Below are 18,039 nucleotides of genomic sequence, written 5' to 3' on the forward strand. Positions count from 1 at the left end.
TTTATTCTGGAATAAATTCACACAGATACGCCGCGTCGGCGGGTATCTTGAGCTGAAACTTAGAATTCGCAGGCACTTCGAACTTGCTGCCGGCTGCAAAAGTCTGCCATGAAGCACCGGGAAGCTGCACGTCCATGCTACCCGCGACGACTGTCATGATTTCTTTGAGACCTGTATTGAATTCGTACTCGCCGGCGGCCATCACGCCGCAGGTGGCTTTATTACCAGCAACCGTCAGTGCGAGAGATTTCACTTTGCCGTCGAAATATTCGTTTACGTTGATCATGGGTTAAAATCGAAACCCGCGACAGAGCGTCGCGTTGTGTTCAGGTTCCCGTGCGGCGAAAGAGCAGGTAGAAGAGATCTTCAACTCTTTCCTGGTGGCGAATCGTTCGCGGTTCAAGAATCAGCGCCTGACCGGCTTTTGTATTTACCGCACCTGCTTTTTGTGCAGGTGGCGCGAACACCCTGGAAAATTCAATCAGTTTACCATTCACGTCATTTTGCATAGATTTGCTCTGCGGCCTTCAGGTATAAGGTCAGGCCTGTTATATTATCGGCAGGCGCGGCCAGTTGCCCGACAACTTTTTTGAAGCTTGACGGCTGAGCGCCTGAAGTGTAGGGGCGGCGGATGGTTTTGGCAGAGCTTGCGGGGCGCATCGGTGCCCGCGTACAGGGAGACTCGCAAAGGGCGGTCAAGGGAGTCGGCGATCTTGAGCTGTTGCGCGTTCGTGACACGCAGAGGCGTCCCGATCGCGACCTGATTTATTATGTCGAAAGCAAAAAGGTTCTCAACGAGAACCCGGTCGCACGCGAATGCGAGGTAGTCCTGACGACAGAGGCTCTTGCTGCAAATTTTCAGATTGCACTCGTTGTACCAGATCTTGAGCCGCGGCTGGCCTTTATCCGGCTGCTCGAATTTTTCGAGGCAGTGCCCCCTGCTGTTCACGCGCCTGAGCCGCTGCTCTTTGTGCACCCGACGGCAAAAGTACATGAATCGGCGGTGCTTGGCCCTGGCGTTGTAATTCTCGGCGATGCAGTCGTCGGCGCAGGCTGCATTATCCATGCCAATTCAGTGATCGAGCAGAATGTGCAGATTGGCGCCGGTACGGTTATACATCCTCATGTTGTGCTCAAATTCGGTACTCGCATCGGTGAGCAGTGCATCGTGCACAGTGGCACGGTGATCGGCGCCGATGGCTTTGGCTTCTACGATAAAAATAACAAGCGCTATAAAATTCCCCAGATCGGCAATGTCGAAATCGGTTCGCACGTCGAGATCGGGGCGAGTGTTACTATCGACCGTGCAACGATCGAGTCGACTCGTGTGGGCAATTACACGAAACTTGACGACCAGGTTCACATCGGGCACAACTGCCAGGTGGGAGAATATGTCTACATTGCGGGTAACACTGTTCTCGCGGGTTCTGTTATCGTCGACGACCATGTGACCATGGGCGGGCAGTCAGCCATTTCGGGAAGGGTGCGGCTGGCAAAAGGTACTTTTGTCATGGGGCTTACGGGTATGGCGCAGAGCTCAGAGCCCGGGGGCATGTATTTTGGCATTCCTGCACGGCCGGCCCGCGAAATGCATAAGATCAACAATGCGCTGGGTTATTTGCCCACGCTCTTGAAGCGCGTCGCCCACCTTGAAGAAATTGCGGGCGTAGCCCGAGCCGAAGAGCAAAGATCGCCGGATTAACGCGGTTTGGCTTTGTTTTCTTGTGAGGTGCTCATCTCTGAGACGAACGCTTCGAATTCATTGCGCTTGCCGTTATTGATATAACCGTAGTTGTCAAAATGGTGAAAAAAGAAATTGTAATTGTTTACCACGAGCTTGCGATTGATGAGATTAATGAGGCGTGACTGCACCCGGTCGAAGTCACGCTGTTTTTCGGGTTCGGGTTTATTGAAGTAGTCGTCGATCGTTTGCTGTTTAAAGTCGTCTTTATCGGCGTAGGGCGTCTGGCTCTCGATAATCGCGAGAAAAGCGTAGCGTTTTGCCTGGCGCGCATATTTGATGGCGTCGATATAAAACCAAATCTTCGTGGAATAGAGGTGCTTGTTGTGGTTGAAGCCTTTGCCTTCATAAATTTCTGAAACCTTTAGATCGCGGTAGCCGAGCCGCATAAAATGCGCAGCGCGCACATCTTTCGTTTCGATGATCATGGCAGAGTTGCGTTCGAGCAGCTCGCGGGTATCTTTCTGGTAGTAGTCGTTGAGTACGCCGAGGTACAGGTCTTTGAGAATATTCTGAGACTCTCTGATGTGAGCGTGGGTTTCTTTGTAGTGCCCTGAGAGATATTCCTTATGCGCTTTATAGTGCTCGAGCGCGGCGGAGCGAAAAATTTTCAGGTGATCGGCGCCTGCGAAGTTTGAAATACCTGAATTGATAAAATCAATAAAGTGCTTATTTTCGCCGAGTATTTTTTCACAAAACGCGCGGTCGGGTGAGTTGGCCAAAGCTGGCGAGAGGCAGAGAAGAAGCAAAAAAGCGGCTTTTGTGGCGACGCGCGGTTTCATCAGAAGGCGGCGAGCAGAATCGACTCGATTTCATTGCGCGTGAGCATGCGCGGCGCATTTTCAAGATGGGGAAAAACCGACGCAAGACGTGATATATCCTCAAGTTCGTGTTTTTTGACGTCAAATTCAGAGAGCCGTGTCGGCAGGTTGACCTCGAGAAACAGGCGGCGCACACCTTCAACAGCCTTGATCGCAGCCTCAATGACCGAGATATCTTTCACGTCTTCGCCGAGCGCGCGCGCAATGTTGATGTACTGCGCCGGGGCAGCGGTCAGGTAATATTCCATAACGTGCGGCAGAATGAGCGAGAGCGCGTCGCAGAAGTTGACTTTGTCGTGGGCGTTGAGCGCATTTGCCACAGAAAAGGCGACCCCGACGGGCGACGAAACGGCAGAGATCGAGATCATCGCCGAAGACCAGAGCATCGTTGTGATGAGTTTGTCATTTTTCGGGTCTTTGTACAGCTGGGGTATGTTTCGGCGCAAGAGCTCGATGGCGCGCAGTGCCAGCGCGCTCGCGATCGGGTTCGATTTAGGCGACAGCTGGCTTTCGATCGCGTACGCAAGCGTTGCGCCGCCGAGTCTGGCTGCGCTGTCTGACGTGAGGTGCTCGCAAACCTTGGGGTCGTAGAATGTCGCTACCGGAAAAAGCAGCTCGTGCTCGAAGTATTTCTTGTGCCCATCAGCCGCGTCGCGTATCGTGAAGCTCGGTGAAATTTCTTCGCCGAGCGAAGGTTCGACAGGCACAGTGATCAGGGGCAGGGGAGCGTTCTTGATTTTCGCGCGGCCGTTAATAACATCAGAGGCAAAGACGGCGTTCGTTACCAGAATGGAGACCAATTTGGCGGTCGCAAAGGTTTCCATCGAGCCGAACGCGACGATCGCGTCGGCGTGCGCCTTTTTAGTAAAGTAGGCGGCTGAGTCGACCTGATCGCTCGTCGGGTCTGCCGTGAGATCGTCGTAAAGAATTACCCCGTCAGAATGTTTCGTGAGGCCGTTTTTTAATACCGTGAGCTCAGACGGGTTCTTGTTCTCCGATTTGAGGTTTAGCAGCAGTATGCGCGTGCCGAACTGCTTGACGTAATTGCCGATTTTGAAAATGGAATCGCTTTCAAACTGAATGCGCGTCGGTATTGAAAACTGTGCCCAGCTGATACCTTGCATGAAAACCTACAAAAAAAAGGCGGCTGACGCCGCCTTTTTCGGTTGCTGATAAAAGGGAATTGGCGAGATATGCCCCTCTATAAGACTTTTGGCCGGCCTACTGGCCCGCTTTTACTGCAGTGGTGAGTTTCGCTGCGATGTGGCCCAACACTTCGTTTGAAGGGTTGTCGTATTCGCCGCGCGCCAGTTTCTCTTTAACTTCACGCACGCGGTCAGCGCGCACGTCGCTTGCTGAAGAGACGGCCTTCTGCACCTGCGCCGCTTCACGTGCCTGCAGTGCGGCCTGTGAAATCGAGACAGTGTCGTTACCCAGAGCTGGGCTCTTGGTTTCTTGCGCTTTGACGCCCGTTTTGTCGTTCAATGCCTGAACTTGCCCGGCATTGTTAATTTTGTCTATATTCATGGTCTCCCTCGCCAGCTACGGCCCCTTGTTTCAGGTAGCCTATAACTCTGTATTCAATATCGGCAGGACAAGCAGTTTTTTAAAGCAAAAAAAATGGCCCCGTGGGATTTCTTGCCCTTTTGGCTGCCGGGTGCCAAAAAGGGCAAGAAAATGCTTGAGCTTATGAACCGGCAAGGGTATTGGGTGTCATGGCTGGTGGCATACCGACCGAAAAAGCTGCTTGCTCGCAACAGGAGATATAGAATGAAGAAATATTCATTATTCGCAATAATGGCTACAATAGCTACCATTTCACAGGCACACGCAGCTATTGTTTTAGATGTCAATACGGGTGATGCGACTGCCAATGCGGTCTTGAAAGCTGAAATCGAGAAGCAGTTTCAGGTTCCGACTATGACTGACTTTCTTGGGCGCATGTCTAATGCACAGTCTCTTTCGAATAAGGGGCAGGGTGTTTCCTATGCCACAGATCACAGCCTTTTTGTCGTTGGCGGCAGCGGTGGTGTAGGCTTTAGTAGTGCCTCAGGCTTTGACGTGCAAACCAGCGGCAATGGTCTGCCACCGGTCGGTATAGGTGTTCAGGGTTCAATAATGGCCGGTATGTCTTTGTCAAAACTACCCGTGCCTGCATTAGGCCCGGTAGACCTCAAGAAGCTAACCATTTTCGTCAATTTCATGGGATACTCCAATGACTCGATCGTCAGCAGCCTCAGTGTGAAGACCAACACCTTTGGTATTCACGCGCAATATAAGTTTATCGACGGCAAAAATATTGGTGGTTTGGGCCTTTTGAACTGGGGCGGTGTGGCCTTTACTACTGGCTTCGATGTCAGCAGCAATTCGCTTACCTATAAGGTCGGACAGAGCATATCACCATCTTCGGGTGGGATCACCTACAATTGGACGCCCAATTCTAACAGTAACTTAGTGCTCGAAGCCAATTCATTCAGTGTTCCGCTCGAAATTTCGACGAGCGCGAGGCTCCTCTATATTCTCTCAATATTTGGCGGCGCTGCGGTAGACTTGAATTTCGGAAATTCCAAAGTTGCAGCAAACCTCAACGGTCCGGTGACCAGTACACCTGCTGGTGTAAACGGAACAGCGAGTCTCACCGGCAGCGAAGAACAAGGGCCTGCATTTGGTCACCTGCGCTTTTTCGCGGGGCCGCAGCTCAACCTCGTGCCGCTGAGAAATACTAACCTGCTTAGCATTTACGCGCAGGGTAATGTATCTTTGGGCGGCAACTACGGCGTACACGCAGGTATAAGGGCAGCCTGGTAAACATTCAGAGAAATAACTTTTCGTGCGGGGGCGCGCATAGCACCTAACGATCTTTCGCCCGCCCAGATGCGCGACGCTGTTCGCGTGCAGTTTCTTGGCGCGGCCGGTTTTGTGACCGGCTCGCGCACTCTTCTTGAATACCAGGGTTACCGTGTTTATATCGACTGCGGTCTCTATCAGGGGCCCAAGTATGTCGAGGCACGCAACTACCTGCCGCTCGAAAGCCACCCTGAAACGATCGACGCGATCGTGCTCACGCACGCGCACATCGACCATTCGGGTTTGATACCGCGGCTTGTGCGCGAGGGGTTTCGCGGCAAGATCTACTGCACGAAACCTACCGCGAAGTTGCTCGAAATTATTCTGCCCGACGCGGGCAACATTCAAGAAGAAGAGTTTAGGCAGCTTTCGCGCAAAGAAGTCAAGAAGCTCGGTCTCGACGCCCCGCTCTTCACCAAAGAAGACGGCGAAAAAGCGTTGGATTTTTTGGTTACTGTCGGCTATAACCGCAACTTTCGGGTCGGCCCGTTTCGTTTCTGCTATACGTGGGCCGGTCACATTCTTGGCGCCGCTCACCTGAACGTCTGGCGCAAAGGATTCAGCATGGTGTTCAGCGGCGATATCGGGCCTGAATCCACCTTTTTTCATAAGCCACTCAAAAGGCCGCCGATGGCGCAGAACGTGGTGATCGAGTCAACGTACGGCGACCGGCTGCGTGTCGAAGAAGATTACCAAAAGAAGATCGCCGACGCGGTGCGCTATGTCACCGAACGGCGCGGCATTTTGCTCATGCCTGCGTTCGCGATCGGCCGCGCGCAGATCGCCCTCTACGTTCTCTACCGCATGATGATGGAGAAGAAGATACCGACGATGCGCATTGTGCTCGATTCGCCGATGGCGGTGAAGGCGACGCAGGCGTACAGTCGCTTCAAGAGCGAGCTCGTCGCCGAGGTTGCCGGCTCAGGCTTTTTTGAGTTTCTCAAATCGCGCAATATGATTCTGGTGAAGAACGCCGATGAGAGCCGCGCACTCGTCGAAGCGCCGGGCCCGATGATCGTCGTGAGCGCATCGGGTATGTGTACCGGGGGCAGGGTGGTGCACCACCTCGAGCACCGGCTGGGTGACTCGCGCAATTTTGTGCTCTTTACCGGCTATGCAGGCGAAGGCACGCTCGCACACCAGATTATGACAGGGGCAAATCGTGTGAATATCTATGGCAAAGAGGTGCCGGTGCGCGCGATGGTCGCGCAGCTGCAGTCGTTTTCTGCGCACGCCGACCTCGCAGGCCTCATCGACTGGATGCGACCTTTCAAGGGCGAAGGTGTAGAGCGCATCTACATCAACCATGGTGAAGATGCTTCGCGTGAGAATCTGGCGAAGAATCTGAATTTCATGAGCGGCGCGCAGATCGAACTGCCGAGGTATCAAAGCACTTACTACTTACCCTGCGGGTAATGGCCATGGTTCGACAGGCTCACCATGACCAGTTGTCACCCTGAGCTCGTCGAAGGGTGACGCATTAGTCCTGAGAGTATTTCAGCAATCCAAATTTGTCATTTGCCCGTTCGAGCTCGGCGAATGTGCGCAGCACCTGCACACGCGGCAGGTTCGCGATGAGAGTCTTGCCATAGGTCTTCTGCCAGATGCGGCTGTCGAGCAGCGCGATGACTCCTTTATCGCGTTCGGTGCGAATGAGACGGCCAAACGCCTGGCGCAGCATCGTTGAAGCGTGCGGCAGCGACAGGTCGAAAAAAGGGCGCTTGCCTTTCGCTTCGAGAATTTCTGAACGCGCCTTGAAGATCGGGTCGTCGGGCGGCGTGAACAAGAGTTTTGTGATAATCAAGAGCCGCAGGCCGTCACCTGCGACGTCGATGCCCTGCCAGAACGATTGCGACCCTAATAGAATTGCCTCTTTGTTGCGGCGAAAGCGGGCAAGCGAATCTTGTACGCCGTCTTCGAGCTGTGAAATGACCTCGAGGTCGGTCATGGTCACGAGCCTCTCGGCAATCTGTTGCAGGTTGTAGTTCGATGTAAAAAGCACCAAAGCCCCGCCGCCTGAAACCGACGTCAGCGCCGCGATCTCTTCTGCCAACCGGTCGAAATATTCGGCCTGTACGTGCGGCGGTGAGCCATGCTCCGGTATCAGCAGATGCTCGGGGGCATAGAGCGCCGCATGTTCGCGGTAGTTAAAGGGAGAAAAGAAAATATTACAGTCGACGCTGCCTTCTTCGGCGAGCGGCAGCGCGTCTCCCAGAAAGCGGTTAAAAAAACCGCGCTGAATCAGATCAGATTTTCGGGACGGAAAATCGGCGAATGGCCAATAGCCGATCGTTGCCGAAGTATAGAGGCGAAGTTCGGGCATGAGGTCGGCGAGGGTTTCTCCCAGATTCAGCCTGCACGCCTGCAACAGAAAACGGTCGTCGCGCTTTTCTGCCCAGTAGACAATGCCCTGAGAGTCGAACTTACTGTACATACCCGCGAAAGCCGCCATTTTACGAATCTGTTTAAGTTGCGCGTTGATTGTACCCAGTAGCGAAGCCTCAGTGTCTTCTGTTTTGAGAGAATCGTAGCGCTCGGCGAGTTCGATCAGCGGGGCGTTGATTTCGGGAGTGTCGGCAATGTTCGCCCTGATGAGCGCCGTGCCCGAATTCTGAAAAACCATGTCGGTTTCGACCTCCCACCTTGAGAAGAAAGTTTCCCAGCGGGTGAGGCAGGCTGCGGTGACCTCTTCGATTTCTTGTTTGAGTTCGCCCTGAATGCCCGTATGCGAAATCAGCAGTTTATCGATGCCCTTCTTCAGGTCGGCAAAATCATTGCGGGCAAAGCTGGCAGTGAAGATGCTGTAACCCGTACGGATAAGCCCGTGCGCTTCGTCGATGACAACCGCACCATATTCGGGCAGCGTGTGTTTGTCGTTCAGCAAATGAAACAGCAACAGGTGGTGGTTCGCGACCAGCAGTTGCGCATCGCTCCACTTTTTGCGTTCGCGGTAATAGTTGCAGTTGCCGTAATGCGGGCAGCGGTTTGCCGGGCAACCATCGCTGTCGCGCGTCACGAGCCGCCACACCGATTCGGGAATTTTGGGGGTATCTTCGAACCGGCTGCCCGAGCGTGCAAAGTCGGTCATGACTTCACCTGCCCAGGCGCGCACTTCGGCGAGTTTGTCTTCTTCGATCAGATCGCGAAAGCTACCCTCGTTGATCATCTGCTCGTAGCGCAGGCGGCAGAAATAATTTGCAGAGCCGAGGCAAAGCTCGAAACGCAAATCAGGGTCGAGTGCGCGGCGAATGAAGGGCAGGTCTTTTTCAAAGAGTTGCCACTGTAATGCTTTGGTCTCGGTCGCGATAAGCACGCGTTCGCCCGTGAGGTAATTGTAGGCCAAAGACGCAACGACATACGCAAAAGACTTGCCGACGCCCGTCGCGGCTTCGATCACCGCGTTACGCTCGCGGTAGAACGAGCGCAGAATCTGCTGCGCCATCTGCACCTGCGCATCGCGCATCTGGTAGTCGGGCAGTGCCGCACCGATGCGTTCAAACGCGGCTGCGCAGACGGCACCCAGGGCAGCCGTGCCGACCGAATGTTCTGCTATCGCAACTTCAATCGAATCACCCTGAATTTCGGTGAGTTCATCGGCATTGCACCAGGGTGGTAAACGGCCCGACGGTAGCTCGTCTTGATCTTCTTCTGCCATGGAAAACTCAGGGTGTGTCGAGCGCGCGGTTGGCGAGAAAGTCGGCGATCTGGTTCTTCTCACGCGGAACATGCACCAGCTGCGGCTTCACCACCGCCGCGAGTCTGAGCGCTTCGGCATACGGGCCCTTGAGATTTTCTCCCTTAACTTTGTAGCGCCCCTGCAGCTGTCTGATCACCAGCTCGCTGTCAGAGATCAGTCGCGGCGCCTCAATTTTCAGTTCAATACATTTATTCAGCGCCGCGAGAATCGCAGCGTATTCGGCCTCGTTATTCGTTCTGTTGCCGAGTTTCTGTTCTATGGTGAAAAGAGCTGTCTTCTCGTCGTTCTTGAAACGGCCCAGGGAGACATCCTCATTACCCGAAAAGGCGGCAACACCGAACGAGGCAGGCCCCGGGTTGCCGCGCGACGCGCCATCGCAATAGATGTTTATCGGTTCAGACACGGGGTTCATCGCCAGTTCAGTGAATGCAGCGCCAGGTACGGCTGCCGTCGGTCTGCATCGCCACGGGGGTGTCGCAGCGGTCTTCTTTCAGGGTGCAGCGCGCGGCGAATGCACAGCCCGCGGGGCGAGCCGTGAGCGTCGGCGGGGCGCCGGGTATCGCGTTGAGTTTTTGCCCGCGTTCGGCGGTGTTGACAGAGGCAAGAAGTGCACGTGTGTAAGGGTGCCTGGGTGATGCAAAAATTTCAGCGACGCTGCCCAGTTCGACGATTTCGCCCGCGTACATGACTGCGACGCGGTGCGCAAGCTTTGCGACAATGCCAAGGTCGTGCGTGATAAACATCATCGCCGTTCGTTCGGTCTCATTAATTTCTCTGAGTAATCTCAAAATCTGCGCCTGAATCGTCACATCGAGCGCCGTCGTGGGTTCGTCGGCAATGATGAGTTCGGGGCCGGCGGCAATTGCCATCGCAATCAGAATGCGCTGCCGCATACCGCCCGAAAGCTGAAATGGATAACTCTTGAGGCGCAGCGCAGGTTCGGGAATACCCACCTTTTGAAACAACTGAATGGCGCGGGCTTCGGCCGACTCACCCTTGAGGCCGGCGTGCAGCGATAGAATTTCGAGAATCTGGTAGCCCACGGTGAAAACCGGGTTCAGCGCGGTCATCGGCTCTTGAAAAATCATCGCGATGCGCCGACCGCGGTACTTTCGCATCGCTTCTTCATCGAGTGCGAGCAGGTTTTTACCACCCATATTCGCTTCGCCAGAGACGCGCGCATTCTTGCCATGCAGGCCGAGAATGCTGAGCCCCGTCACCGACTTGCCACTGCCCGATTCACCGACGATCGCGAGAATTTCGCCGGGTGCGACGTCGAGGTCGATACCGCGCAGCGCGTAAACCGACCGGCCTGGTGCTTCAAATTCGAGGCGTAAATTGCGGATTGAGATCAGCGGGGCGGTCATTGCGGGTGTTTCAGAGGTCAGGGCACTGGTTGTCATGTAGCTCTTTGCCTTCAGCGAAAGACACAACTTGTCTCGCGCTGTAAAACCTTTATGTATTGACGCATTGTCTAATTTTTAGTTTCAGTATAGGCAGACACGCAGGTGTCTTTTTTTATTGCTCAGACCATCGGGCAGTAATTTTTCTGGAGGAGTGGCAGAGTGGTCGAATGCGGCGGTCTTGAAAACCGTTAGGCCTTCACGGGTCTCGTGGGTTCGAATCCTACCTCCTCCGCAATTATCAAAACACGCACCCCGCTAAAGCGGGGTGCGTGTTTTGGTGAAAATTAGTGGAGTGGTGGCAGAGTGGTCGAATGCGATAGTTTGCTAAACTGTTGTACTGGGTAACCGGTACCGAGGGTTCGAATCCCTCCCACTCCGAAAAAGGGTTTATGCGGCTCGCGAACCGACTGAGCTGCGTAATCTCTTGGCCCACATAGCACCTCCGCGAAATGCAGAGCATCTCGCTCCGGAGATCGAAGACGATCACAGTCGGCAGGCCGACTGGCTATGTGGGTGAAATGCCCCTCCGGGGCATTTGCCCACATAGCTCAGTCGGTAGAGCGTTTCCATGGTAAGGAAGAGGTCACCGGTTCGATTCCGGTTGTGGGCTAAACAGAAGCATATTGAGTTCGGCGCAGCCGAACACGTTATGTGAAATTATTAGGGCAGTAGTTCAACGGTAGAACGACGGTCTCCAAAACCGTTAATGAGGGTTCGATTCCTTCCTGCCCTGAAGTGAACGCGAAGACGAGTCTTTGCGTTGTGTGCGTGAGGCAGTGCCTCCGCCATTGAGAAAGGAGAGATATGAAAAAGATTTGGACATTTCTCGCAGAAGCCCGCGCCGAATTGCGCAAGGCGACCTGGCCATCGTGGGACGAAGTATCGCGTTCGACTCTCGTCGTGTTTGTCACCGTTATAATCTTCGCTGTTCTCATTTATCTCGTCGACGGCGGGGTCGAGCGGGCGCTCAGCGCCCTGATTGGCGGCTGATATGGCAATGCAGTGGTATGTCGTGACGACGCTGTCGTCGCATGAAGACAAGGTCAAGAAGCTGCTCGAACGGCAGAAAGACAAGTGGCCAGACGGCTCAAAAGTCGGCCAAATCAAGATTCCGCTGCACGAAATGGCAGAGCTGCGCGGTGGCAAAAAGCGCATCGTTAAGAAAAAGCTCATGCCCGGCTATGTATTTATTGAATGCGACCTGACCGACGAGCTGCAGCACCGCATTCGCGCGCTGCCCGGCATTATGGGCTTCGTCAGTGCCGGGGCTGAGCCTCAGGTTCTAAGCGAAGAAGAGATGCATGCTCTCTTCACCGAAATGGGCTCGGCTGCGGCAGAAGAGAAGCAAACAACGCGTATTTTCTTCACAGAAGGCGAAATTGTGAAGATTATCGACGGTCCTTTTGCCAATTTTCAGGGTACAGTCGATGATGTGAACCCAGAAAAGGGCAAAGTTCGCGTCAGGGTAGAGATTTTCGGCCGGGCAACCCCGGTAGAGCTCGATTACCTGCAAGTAAGTAAAATATAGTTTGCGGCATGTCACAATTTTGGAAAATGGTAGCTCGCAAGTTCACTTAAGGCATTATTTATGGCAGCAAAAAAGATTATCGCGCAGGTAAAACTCCAGATTCCGGCAGGCAAGGCAAACCCTGCGCCACCGGTCGGTACCGCTCTCGGCCCGCAGGGTGTCAACCTGATGGAGTTTTGTAAGCAGTTCAATGCAAAAACCCAGGCTCAGGCTGGGAGCATGATACCGGTAATCGTCACAGTATTCTCAGATCGCTCGTTTACGTTCATTACTAAGGTGCCACCCGCGAGTGACCTCATTAAGAAGGCAGCTAAAATCGAGAGCGGTTCAAAAGTGCCACATAAAGAAAAGGTCGGTTCGCTCACCCAGGCGCAGCTCGAGGCTATTGCGAAGCAGAAAATGCCTGACCTCAATGCAAATGATATCGAAGCAGCGAAGCTGATTATCGCAGGTACGGCTCGCTCAATGGGTGTAACGGTTCAGGGGTAATATGGCAAGTCACGGCAAAAAATACCGCGCAGCGGCTGAAAAAGTAAATCCTGATAAAGAGTATTCATTGCTCGATGCAATGAAATTGCTTAAAGAACTGACTTATACGAAATTCGATTCAACCCTCGAAGGTCATTTTAACGTTCGCTACAAGAGCTCGCAGAATGTGCGCGGCATTGTGCAGTTGCCGCATGGCACTGGCAAGAAGGTGAAGATTCTCGTCTTTGCAAAAGGCGACAAGGCTGAAGAGGCAAGGGCAGCTGGTGCCGACTACGTGGGTGACGACGACATGATTCAGAAAGTTCAGGGTGGCTGGGTAGATTTCGACTTCGTTGTCGCAACGCCTGACATGATGAAAGATGTCGGTAAGCTCGGTCAGGTACTTGGTAAGCGTGGCCTCATGCCGAAGCCAAAGTCGGGCACGGTGACAACTGACATGAAGGGTATTATCGCGCAGCTGACTTCGGGCCGCATCGAATACCGCGCCGACAAAACGGGTGTGGTTCACGTTCCCATGGGGCGTCTCTCGTTCAACGCAGACCAACTGAAAGACAATGCCGAAATGGTGTTCCAGGCAATACTGAAAGACAAGCCGTCAGATGCGAAAGGTGACTACGTAGTCGGCATGTACGTCGCCGGCACGATGACTCCGGCTATCAAAATCAACATCAAGGAAATGCGCTAATATGCCATCAGCAGTTAAAACTGACCTCAAGGCCGAATACGCAAACGAGCTGAAAAGCCATCCAAATTTCATTGTGACCCAATACCAGGGTCTCGATGTGGCGCAGATCAGCACATTGCGCAAAAAATTGCGCGAAGCAGGTGCTTCGTACAAAGTCGTAAAGAACAACGTTTTCAGCATTGCGCTGAAAGAATCGGGAGTCGCCGGTGAATTTCCGTTTGATACGACGCTGCGCGGGCCCAATGCAATCGCATTTACTGGCGCTGATGTGCCAGCGATTGCAAAAGTACTTCGTGATTTCAGCAAAGAAAATGAGAAGCTCAAGGTGACCGCAGCGGTCATGGAGAACACATATTTCGATGCAAAAGGTGTTACAGCGATTGCCGATCTGCCAAGCAAAGAGCAGATTCTGGCTCAGATCGCTGCAATGCTCAATTCACCCGCGACCAAAATCGCTGGTACACTTAACAATGTCATCGCGTCACTGGCGCGTGGCATTCAGAGTGTCGCCGAGAAGAACGGCAAATAATTGTCTTAGTAGAGATACTTAGAGAAACGAATGGGGAAAGTTTAAGGAGTTAGTATGGTACAGGAACTGTTAGACAAAATTGGCTCGCTCACGATAGTGCAAGCGGCAGAACTCGTCAAGGCGATGGAAGATAAATTCGGTATTTCAGCGGCAGCACCCGTAGCGGTTGCAGCTGTTGCAGCACCAGCGGCCGGTGGCCCTGCAGCTGAAGAAAAGACTGAATTCAATGTTGTACTCGAAGGATTTTCAGGCGATAAGAAAGTAGACGCAATCAAGAAAGTGCGTGAAATCACAAACCTTCCCCTGATGGACGCGAAGAAGCTCGTTGAGGGCGGTACAGGCGTTCTGAAAGAGGGCGTTTCCAAAGAAGAAGCTGAAAAAATTAAGAAAGAAATTGAGGCCTTGGGCGGCAAGATCGCGCTCAAGTAATGCAGCTTTTTCTTCCTTACAATTTTCTTTATTAACCTACCGGCTTTTTGGGGGTGGCATTGTTGCCCCCGGGGAGCCGCTAGGTTTATGTTGTTTTTAGCTTAGGTCAGAGGAGCAAAATGTCAGATTCTAATGTCGTCCGAGTAGGCGAGGATACCTCGTCGTTCAAGATTGTCAATTTTGGGAGCATCAGCAAATCGCTGGATATCCCGCCTCTTATCGAGGTGCAGACTGCTTCGTATAACGAATTTCTGCAGGTAGACACGTCGGCGGCCAAGCGCAAGCGCATCGGTCTGCAGTCAGTCTTTGAAGATAGTTTCCCGATCGAAAGCTCAAACGGCGACGTTGTGCTTGAATTTGTCGAGTATACTCTCGGCGAACCAAAACGCGACATCTGGGATTGCAAAGTAAACGGATTAACTTACGCTGCGCCGCTGAAGGCGACAATTCGCCTCATCGCGATTGAAACCGGCGAAGTGCGCGAACAAGAAGTCTACATGGGTGATCTGCCGATGATGTCGCCAACCGGCACATTCATCATCAATGGAGCTGAACGCGTTATTGTTAACCAGCTTCACCGTTCTCCAGGTATCTTTATTTTCTTTGATGACGCGAAGAATATTTTCTCATCGCGCATTATACCTGACCATAAAGGTTCATGGCTCGAATTCGAAATGGACGCCAAAGGCCTCTTGATTGCGCGCATCGATCGCCGCAAGAAGTTCCCTTTCACGCTGCTGTTGAAAGCGCTCGGTTACGGAACCAACGAGCAGATTCTGCGCCTCTTCTACGAGTCAGAATCAGTGACGATCAAAGGCGTACAGTCAAAAGCGTTGCAGAAATTTATCGGGCGCCGCATTCTCACAGACGTCGCCAACCCTGAAACGGGTGAAATACTCATAGAAGCAGGTCAGGCGCTCAACGAAGATAACCTTGACATACTCAAAGACGCCAAAATTGACAAAATCGAAGTAATTGTGAACAAGGGTGCGGTAGACCACCGCGTTGTGTTTCAGTCGCTCGACAAAGACGGCGTCAATTCAACCGAAGAAGCGCTGATGGAGTTCATCAAGCACCAGAAGCCACTCGACTACAGTCCCGACCACGGTGACGCTGAAAAGCGTGTGAAGAACATCGAACGGGCGAGTGCAGAGCTGCACCGCCTGTTCTTCGACCCAAAAACCTACAACATGGGCAGCGTCGGTCGTTACAAGATTAATGCACGCTTCAAGCACCTGAACAGCAAAGAGTTCGGCGAAAATGCGGACACGCAAACCCTGCGCCCCATCGATATCGTCGAAACCTGCAAGTACATGGTGAATCTGATTCATGAAGTTCCTGGTTACCAATACGACGATATCGACCACTTGGGTAACCGCCGCGTGCGCACGGTGGGCGAACTTCTGACCACGCAGATGAAGGCCGGCTTCACGCGCATGGAGCGTGTGGTGAAAGAGCGTATGAGCATGAATGACGTCGATATCATGACGCCGCAGCTGCTCATCTCGATTAAGCCAATTACAGCGGTCATCAACGAATTTTTTGGTGCGAGCCAATTGTCTCAGTTCATGGACCAGACGAACCCCCTGTCTGAAATTACGCATAAACGCCGCCTCAACGCTCTCGGGCCAGGTGGCCTCACGCGCGAACGCGCCGGTTTCGAAGTGCGCGACGTGCACTACACGCATTATGGCCGCCTCTGCCCGATTGAAACCCCAGAAGGCCCAAACATCGGCCTCATCACTTCAATGGCGACGTACTCGCGCCTTAACCCCTACGGTTTCGTCGAAACACCCTACCGTGTTGTAGAGAAGGGTAAAGATACCGGCAAGACGATGTTCTTGTCTGCCAACGAAGAAGACCATTACGTCGTCGCTCAGGCAAACGCAAAGTTGGGCGAAGACGGTGCATTTCTCGACAAACTTGTCAGCTGCCGCTATCGCGGTGACTTTCCGCTGAAGTCGCCTGAAGAAATTCAGCTGATGGATGTAGCCCCGACACAGGTTATTTCGCTCTCCACGAGCCTTATTCCGTTTCTCGAACACGACGACGCCAACCGTGCGCTCATGGGTTCGAACATGCAACGCCAGGCAGTGCCTCTTCTGACCCCCGATATGCCGTTTGTCGGCACGGGTATGGAACTGCCCATTGCCTATGATTCGGGCGTGTGTGTGATTGCAGACCGCGACGGTGTGGTGACGAAAGTCGACGCTGACGCGATCGAAGTCGAACGCGAAGATGGTACCAAAGATAAATACCGTCTCGTGAAGTTCAAGCGCACGAACCAGAGCACAACGCTCAACCACCAGGCGCTCGTCGGGTGCCACAATGCGCCCGAAAACGGCAAAATCATTTCGATCTCCAAAACGGAAATGCGCCTCGAAGCTGAGAACGGCAAAATCTTCAGCTTTCCGATGGTGACATTTCAGGGCAGCATGAAGCCGTTCGTACAAGAGGGCGCTTTTGTATACCGCGGTGACCTGCTCGCAGGTGAAATCATCAAAGGCCGTCTCGACCAGCCCAACCGCAACAATGCGCGCAAAGCGACAATTCTCGCTGACGGTCTCGCGACGAAGATGGGCAGGCTCGCGCTCGGCAAGAACATCACCGTGGCCTTCATGCCATGGGACGGTTATAACTTCGAAGATGCGATCATTCTTTCAGAGAAGCTCGTGAAGAATGACACATTTACGAGTATTCACATTGAAGAATTTGAGATTCAGGCCCGTGAAACCAAACTCGGCCGGGAAATCATCACCCGTGATATTCCGAATATCAGCGAGCGTGCATTTCGCGATCTCGACGATGAAGGCATCATTCGGGTGGGCGCAGAAGTGCGTGCCGGTGATATTCTCGTGGGCATGGTAACTCCTAAAGGAGAAACCGATCTGACCCCTGAATACCGACTGCTGCACTCGATCTTCGGCGAAAAAGCGAAAGAAGTGCGCGACTCATCGCTGCGTGTGCCCAACGGCCATGCAGGTATCGTGGTCGATATCGTACGCTTCAAGCGCGACGAGGGCGACGAACTGCCAGCAGGCATTGTCGAAGCAGTCAAGGTTTATGTAGCGCAGAAGCGTAAAATTTCTGTCGGCGACAAGATGGCGGGCCGTCACGGTAACAAAGGCGTTATCTCGACCATTCTGAACGAGGCCGATATGCCGATGCTGCCCGATGGCACGCCCATTGATATCGTTCTGAATCCCCTCGGTGTACCTTCACGTATGAACCTCGGTCAGATTTTTGAAACGCAGCTCGCGTACATCGGCAAGACGCTCGGTATCCATTTTGAAACCCCGGTCTTTGACGGTGCAAAATGGGAAGACGTGCAAGACTATGCGCAGAAGGCAAAGCTTGCTTCGCATTCAAAGATTCCGCTTCGCGATGGTCGTACGGGCGACTATTTCTTGCAGCCGGCTTTTGTGGGCACGATCTATATGCTGAAGCTTCACCACATGGTTGAAGACAAAATGCATGCAAGGTCAACTGGCCCTTATTCACTCGTCACGCAACAACCTCTGGGCGGCAAAGCGCAGTTTGGTGGCCAGCGTCTCGGTGAAATGGAAGTCTGGGCGCTTGAAGCGTACGGCGCGGCACACACGCTGCAAGAGCTTCTGACTGTGAAGTCAGACGACATGCAGGGCCGCGCGCGCGTCTATGAATCGATTGTGAAAGGTATTCACGCGATTAAGCCAGGCGTACCCGAAAGCTTTAACGTTCTCATTCGTGAGATACGTTCACTCGCGCTCGATATTACGATTCTCGACTCTGAAGGGAGACCGATCGAGATTTCAGATATGGATGACGAGTTTTCACGGATCAGACGTCGCATTAAAGTCGATTCGGTAGAGAATACTTGAACGTGAC

Annotated in this window: 18 protein-coding genes and 4 tRNA genes; 14 read left to right on the forward strand and 8 right to left on the reverse strand. The window is 53.2% G+C overall.

The window, feature by feature from the left end; genetic code table 11:
* Position 1: 1 nt before the first annotated feature.
* Both ppnP and TURPA_RS14265 read right to left on the reverse strand, forming a co-directional pair.
* The gene (ppnP, locus tag TURPA_RS14260) at positions 2-286 is read right to left on the reverse strand and encodes a pyrimidine/purine nucleoside phosphorylase (RefSeq protein ID WP_014804008.1); all 285 of its coding nucleotides are present in this window, start codon (positions 284-286) and stop codon (positions 2-4) included.
* Positions 287-326: 40 nt separating this feature from the next.
* Entirely contained in the window at positions 327-509 is a 183-nt protein-coding gene (locus tag TURPA_RS14265; protein WP_014804009.1) for a hypothetical protein, read from the reverse strand.
* A gap of 122 nt (positions 510-631) precedes the next feature.
* Here TURPA_RS14265 and lpxD point away from each other — a divergent pair, with 122 nt between their 5' ends.
* A complete protein-coding gene (gene lpxD / locus TURPA_RS14270; RefSeq protein WP_014804010.1) occupies positions 632-1,702 on the forward strand; it encodes a UDP-3-O-(3-hydroxymyristoyl)glucosamine N-acyltransferase in 1,071 nt (356 codons plus the stop codon).
* Here lpxD and TURPA_RS14275 read toward each other — a convergent pair.
* From TURPA_RS14275 to TURPA_RS14285, 3 genes are all read right to left on the reverse strand, one after another.
* Positions 1,699-2,523, reverse strand: coding sequence for an adhesin OmpL37 family surface protein (locus TURPA_RS14275; RefSeq protein ID WP_014804011.1), 825 nt, complete (start codon positions 2,521-2,523; stop codon positions 1,699-1,701). The genes lpxD and TURPA_RS14275 overlap by 4 nt on opposite strands.
* Positions 2,523-3,686, reverse strand: a complete 1,164-nt coding sequence (locus tag TURPA_RS14280) for an iron-containing alcohol dehydrogenase (protein ID WP_014804012.1) — start codon at positions 3,684-3,686, stop codon at positions 2,523-2,525. The genes TURPA_RS14275 and TURPA_RS14280 overlap by 1 nt, the downstream gene beginning before the upstream one ends.
* Positions 3,687-3,783: 97 nt before the next feature.
* A complete protein-coding gene (locus TURPA_RS14285) occupies positions 3,784-4,089 on the reverse strand; it encodes a flagellar biosynthesis anti-sigma factor FlgM (RefSeq protein WP_014804013.1) in 306 nt (101 codons plus the stop codon).
* Positions 4,090-4,332: 243 nt separating this feature from the next.
* On the opposite strand from TURPA_RS14285, the gene TURPA_RS14290 reads away from it, so the two are divergent.
* Both TURPA_RS14290 and TURPA_RS14295 read left to right on the forward strand, forming a co-directional pair.
* Positions 4,333-5,370 carry an Lsa36 family surface (lipo)protein gene (locus TURPA_RS14290; protein WP_014804014.1) on the forward strand — a complete coding sequence of 346 codons (1,038 nt, stop codon included), beginning with the start codon at positions 4,333-4,335 and terminating at the stop codon, positions 5,368-5,370.
* 66 nt (positions 5,371-5,436) lie between these two features.
* Positions 5,437-6,825, forward strand: coding sequence for an MBL fold metallo-hydrolase RNA specificity domain-containing protein (locus TURPA_RS14295; RefSeq protein WP_014804015.1), 1,389 nt, complete (start codon positions 5,437-5,439; stop codon positions 6,823-6,825).
* 64 nt (positions 6,826-6,889) lie between these two features.
* On the opposite strand, the gene TURPA_RS14300 is transcribed toward TURPA_RS14295, so the two are convergent.
* The 3 genes from TURPA_RS14300 to TURPA_RS14310 are packed head-to-tail and all read right to left on the reverse strand — an operon-like array spanning position 6,890 to position 10,509.
* A complete protein-coding gene (locus tag TURPA_RS14300) occupies positions 6,890-9,064 on the reverse strand; it encodes an ATP-dependent DNA helicase (protein ID WP_014804016.1) in 2,175 nt (724 codons plus the stop codon).
* A gap of 7 nt (positions 9,065-9,071) precedes the next feature.
* On the reverse strand, positions 9,072-9,509 hold the full coding sequence (locus TURPA_RS14305) for a ribonuclease HI family protein (RefSeq protein WP_157210509.1): 438 nt from the start codon (positions 9,507-9,509) through the stop codon (positions 9,072-9,074).
* 16 nt (positions 9,510-9,525) lie between these two features.
* Complete coding sequence (locus TURPA_RS14310; RefSeq protein WP_217157575.1) at positions 9,526-10,509, reverse strand: ABC transporter ATP-binding protein; 984 nt, start codon at positions 10,507-10,509, stop codon at positions 9,526-9,528.
* A 148-nt stretch (positions 10,510-10,657) separates the two neighbouring features.
* Between TURPA_RS14310 and TURPA_RS14315 the strand changes: the two genes are divergently transcribed.
* From TURPA_RS14315 to rpoB, 11 genes are all read left to right on the forward strand, one after another.
* Positions 10,658-10,744 (forward strand) — tRNA-Ser (locus TURPA_RS14315).
* A gap of 57 nt (positions 10,745-10,801) precedes the next feature.
* A tRNA-Ser gene (locus TURPA_RS14320) sits at positions 10,802-10,890 on the forward strand.
* A 159-nt stretch (positions 10,891-11,049) separates the two neighbouring features.
* Positions 11,050-11,122, forward strand: a tRNA-Thr gene (locus TURPA_RS14325).
* A 52-nt stretch (positions 11,123-11,174) separates the two neighbouring features.
* Positions 11,175-11,245, forward strand: a tRNA-Trp gene (locus TURPA_RS14330).
* A 71-nt stretch (positions 11,246-11,316) separates the two neighbouring features.
* Entirely contained in the window at positions 11,317-11,502 is a 186-nt protein-coding gene (gene secE, locus TURPA_RS14335) for a preprotein translocase subunit SecE (RefSeq protein WP_014804019.1), read from the forward strand.
* A gap of 1 nt (position 11,503) precedes the next feature.
* On the forward strand, positions 11,504-12,040 hold the full coding sequence (gene nusG / locus TURPA_RS14340) for a transcription termination/antitermination protein NusG (RefSeq protein ID WP_014804020.1): 537 nt from the start codon (positions 11,504-11,506) through the stop codon (positions 12,038-12,040).
* A gap of 60 nt (positions 12,041-12,100) precedes the next feature.
* The gene (gene rplK, locus TURPA_RS14345; protein ID WP_014804021.1) at positions 12,101-12,529 is read left to right on the forward strand and encodes a 50S ribosomal protein L11; all 429 of its coding nucleotides are present in this window, start codon (positions 12,101-12,103) and stop codon (positions 12,527-12,529) included.
* Between the two features lies 1 nt (position 12,530).
* Positions 12,531-13,214 (forward strand): 50S ribosomal protein L1, encoded by a 684-nt coding sequence (gene rplA / locus TURPA_RS14350; RefSeq protein WP_014804022.1) that lies wholly within the window; start codon positions 12,531-12,533, stop codon positions 13,212-13,214.
* A gap of 1 nt (position 13,215) precedes the next feature.
* A complete protein-coding gene (gene rplJ / locus TURPA_RS14355) occupies positions 13,216-13,743 on the forward strand; it encodes a 50S ribosomal protein L10 (protein ID WP_014804023.1) in 528 nt (175 codons plus the stop codon).
* A 54-nt stretch (positions 13,744-13,797) separates the two neighbouring features.
* Entirely contained in the window at positions 13,798-14,172 is a 375-nt protein-coding gene (gene rplL, locus TURPA_RS14360) for a 50S ribosomal protein L7/L12 (RefSeq protein WP_014804024.1), read from the forward strand.
* Between the two features lie 119 nt (positions 14,173-14,291).
* Positions 14,292-18,032 (forward strand): DNA-directed RNA polymerase subunit beta, encoded by a 3,741-nt coding sequence (rpoB, locus tag TURPA_RS14365; RefSeq protein WP_014804025.1) that lies wholly within the window; start codon positions 14,292-14,294, stop codon positions 18,030-18,032.
* The last annotated feature ends 7 nt before the right edge of the window (positions 18,033-18,039 follow it).

The sequence above is a fragment of the Turneriella parva DSM 21527 genome (assembly GCF_000266885.1).
Lineage (GTDB): Bacteria > Spirochaetota > Leptospiria > Turneriellales > Turneriellaceae > Turneriella > Turneriella parva.

Bases quoted from the DNA above. Each gene is read 5' to 3' on its own strand.
- rplJ (WP_014804023.1), top strand. From the start codon at position 13,216: ATGCCATCAGCAGTTAAAACTGACCTCAAGGCCGAATACGCAAACGAG.
- TURPA_RS14280 (WP_014804012.1), bottom strand. From the start codon at position 3,686: ATGCAAGGTATCAGCTGGGCACAGTTTTCAATACCGACGCGCATTCAG.
- TURPA_RS14285 (WP_014804013.1), bottom strand. From the start codon at position 4,089: ATGAATATAGACAAAATTAACAATGCCGGGCAAGTTCAGGCATTGAAC.
- TURPA_RS14310 (WP_217157575.1), bottom strand. From the start codon at position 10,509: ATGACAACCAGTGCCCTGACCTCTGAAACACCCGCAATGACCGCCCCG.
- TURPA_RS14265 (WP_014804009.1), bottom strand. From the start codon at position 509: ATGCAAAATGACGTGAATGGTAAACTGATTGAATTTTCCAGGGTGTTC.
- nusG (WP_014804020.1), top strand. From the start codon at position 11,504: ATGGCAATGCAGTGGTATGTCGTGACGACGCTGTCGTCGCATGAAGAC.
- TURPA_RS14290 (WP_014804014.1), top strand. From the start codon at position 4,333: ATGAAGAAATATTCATTATTCGCAATAATGGCTACAATAGCTACCATT.
- TURPA_RS14300 (WP_014804016.1), bottom strand. From the start codon at position 9,064: ATGGCAGAAGAAGATCAAGACGAGCTACCGTCGGGCCGTTTACCACCC.
- secE (WP_014804019.1), top strand. From the start codon at position 11,317: ATGAAAAAGATTTGGACATTTCTCGCAGAAGCCCGCGCCGAATTGCGC.
- rplK (WP_014804021.1), top strand. From the start codon at position 12,101: ATGGCAGCAAAAAAGATTATCGCGCAGGTAAAACTCCAGATTCCGGCA.
- lpxD (WP_014804010.1), top strand. From the start codon at position 632: ATGGTTTTGGCAGAGCTTGCGGGGCGCATCGGTGCCCGCGTACAGGGA.
- TURPA_RS14295 (WP_014804015.1), top strand. From the start codon at position 5,437: ATGCGCGACGCTGTTCGCGTGCAGTTTCTTGGCGCGGCCGGTTTTGTG.
- rpoB (WP_014804025.1), top strand. From the start codon at position 14,292: ATGTCAGATTCTAATGTCGTCCGAGTAGGCGAGGATACCTCGTCGTTC.
- rplA (WP_014804022.1), top strand. From the start codon at position 12,531: ATGGCAAGTCACGGCAAAAAATACCGCGCAGCGGCTGAAAAAGTAAAT.
- ppnP (WP_014804008.1), bottom strand. From the start codon at position 286: ATGATCAACGTAAACGAATATTTCGACGGCAAAGTGAAATCTCTCGCA.
- rplL (WP_014804024.1), top strand. From the start codon at position 13,798: ATGGTACAGGAACTGTTAGACAAAATTGGCTCGCTCACGATAGTGCAA.
- TURPA_RS14275 (WP_014804011.1), bottom strand. From the start codon at position 2,523: ATGAAACCGCGCGTCGCCACAAAAGCCGCTTTTTTGCTTCTTCTCTGC.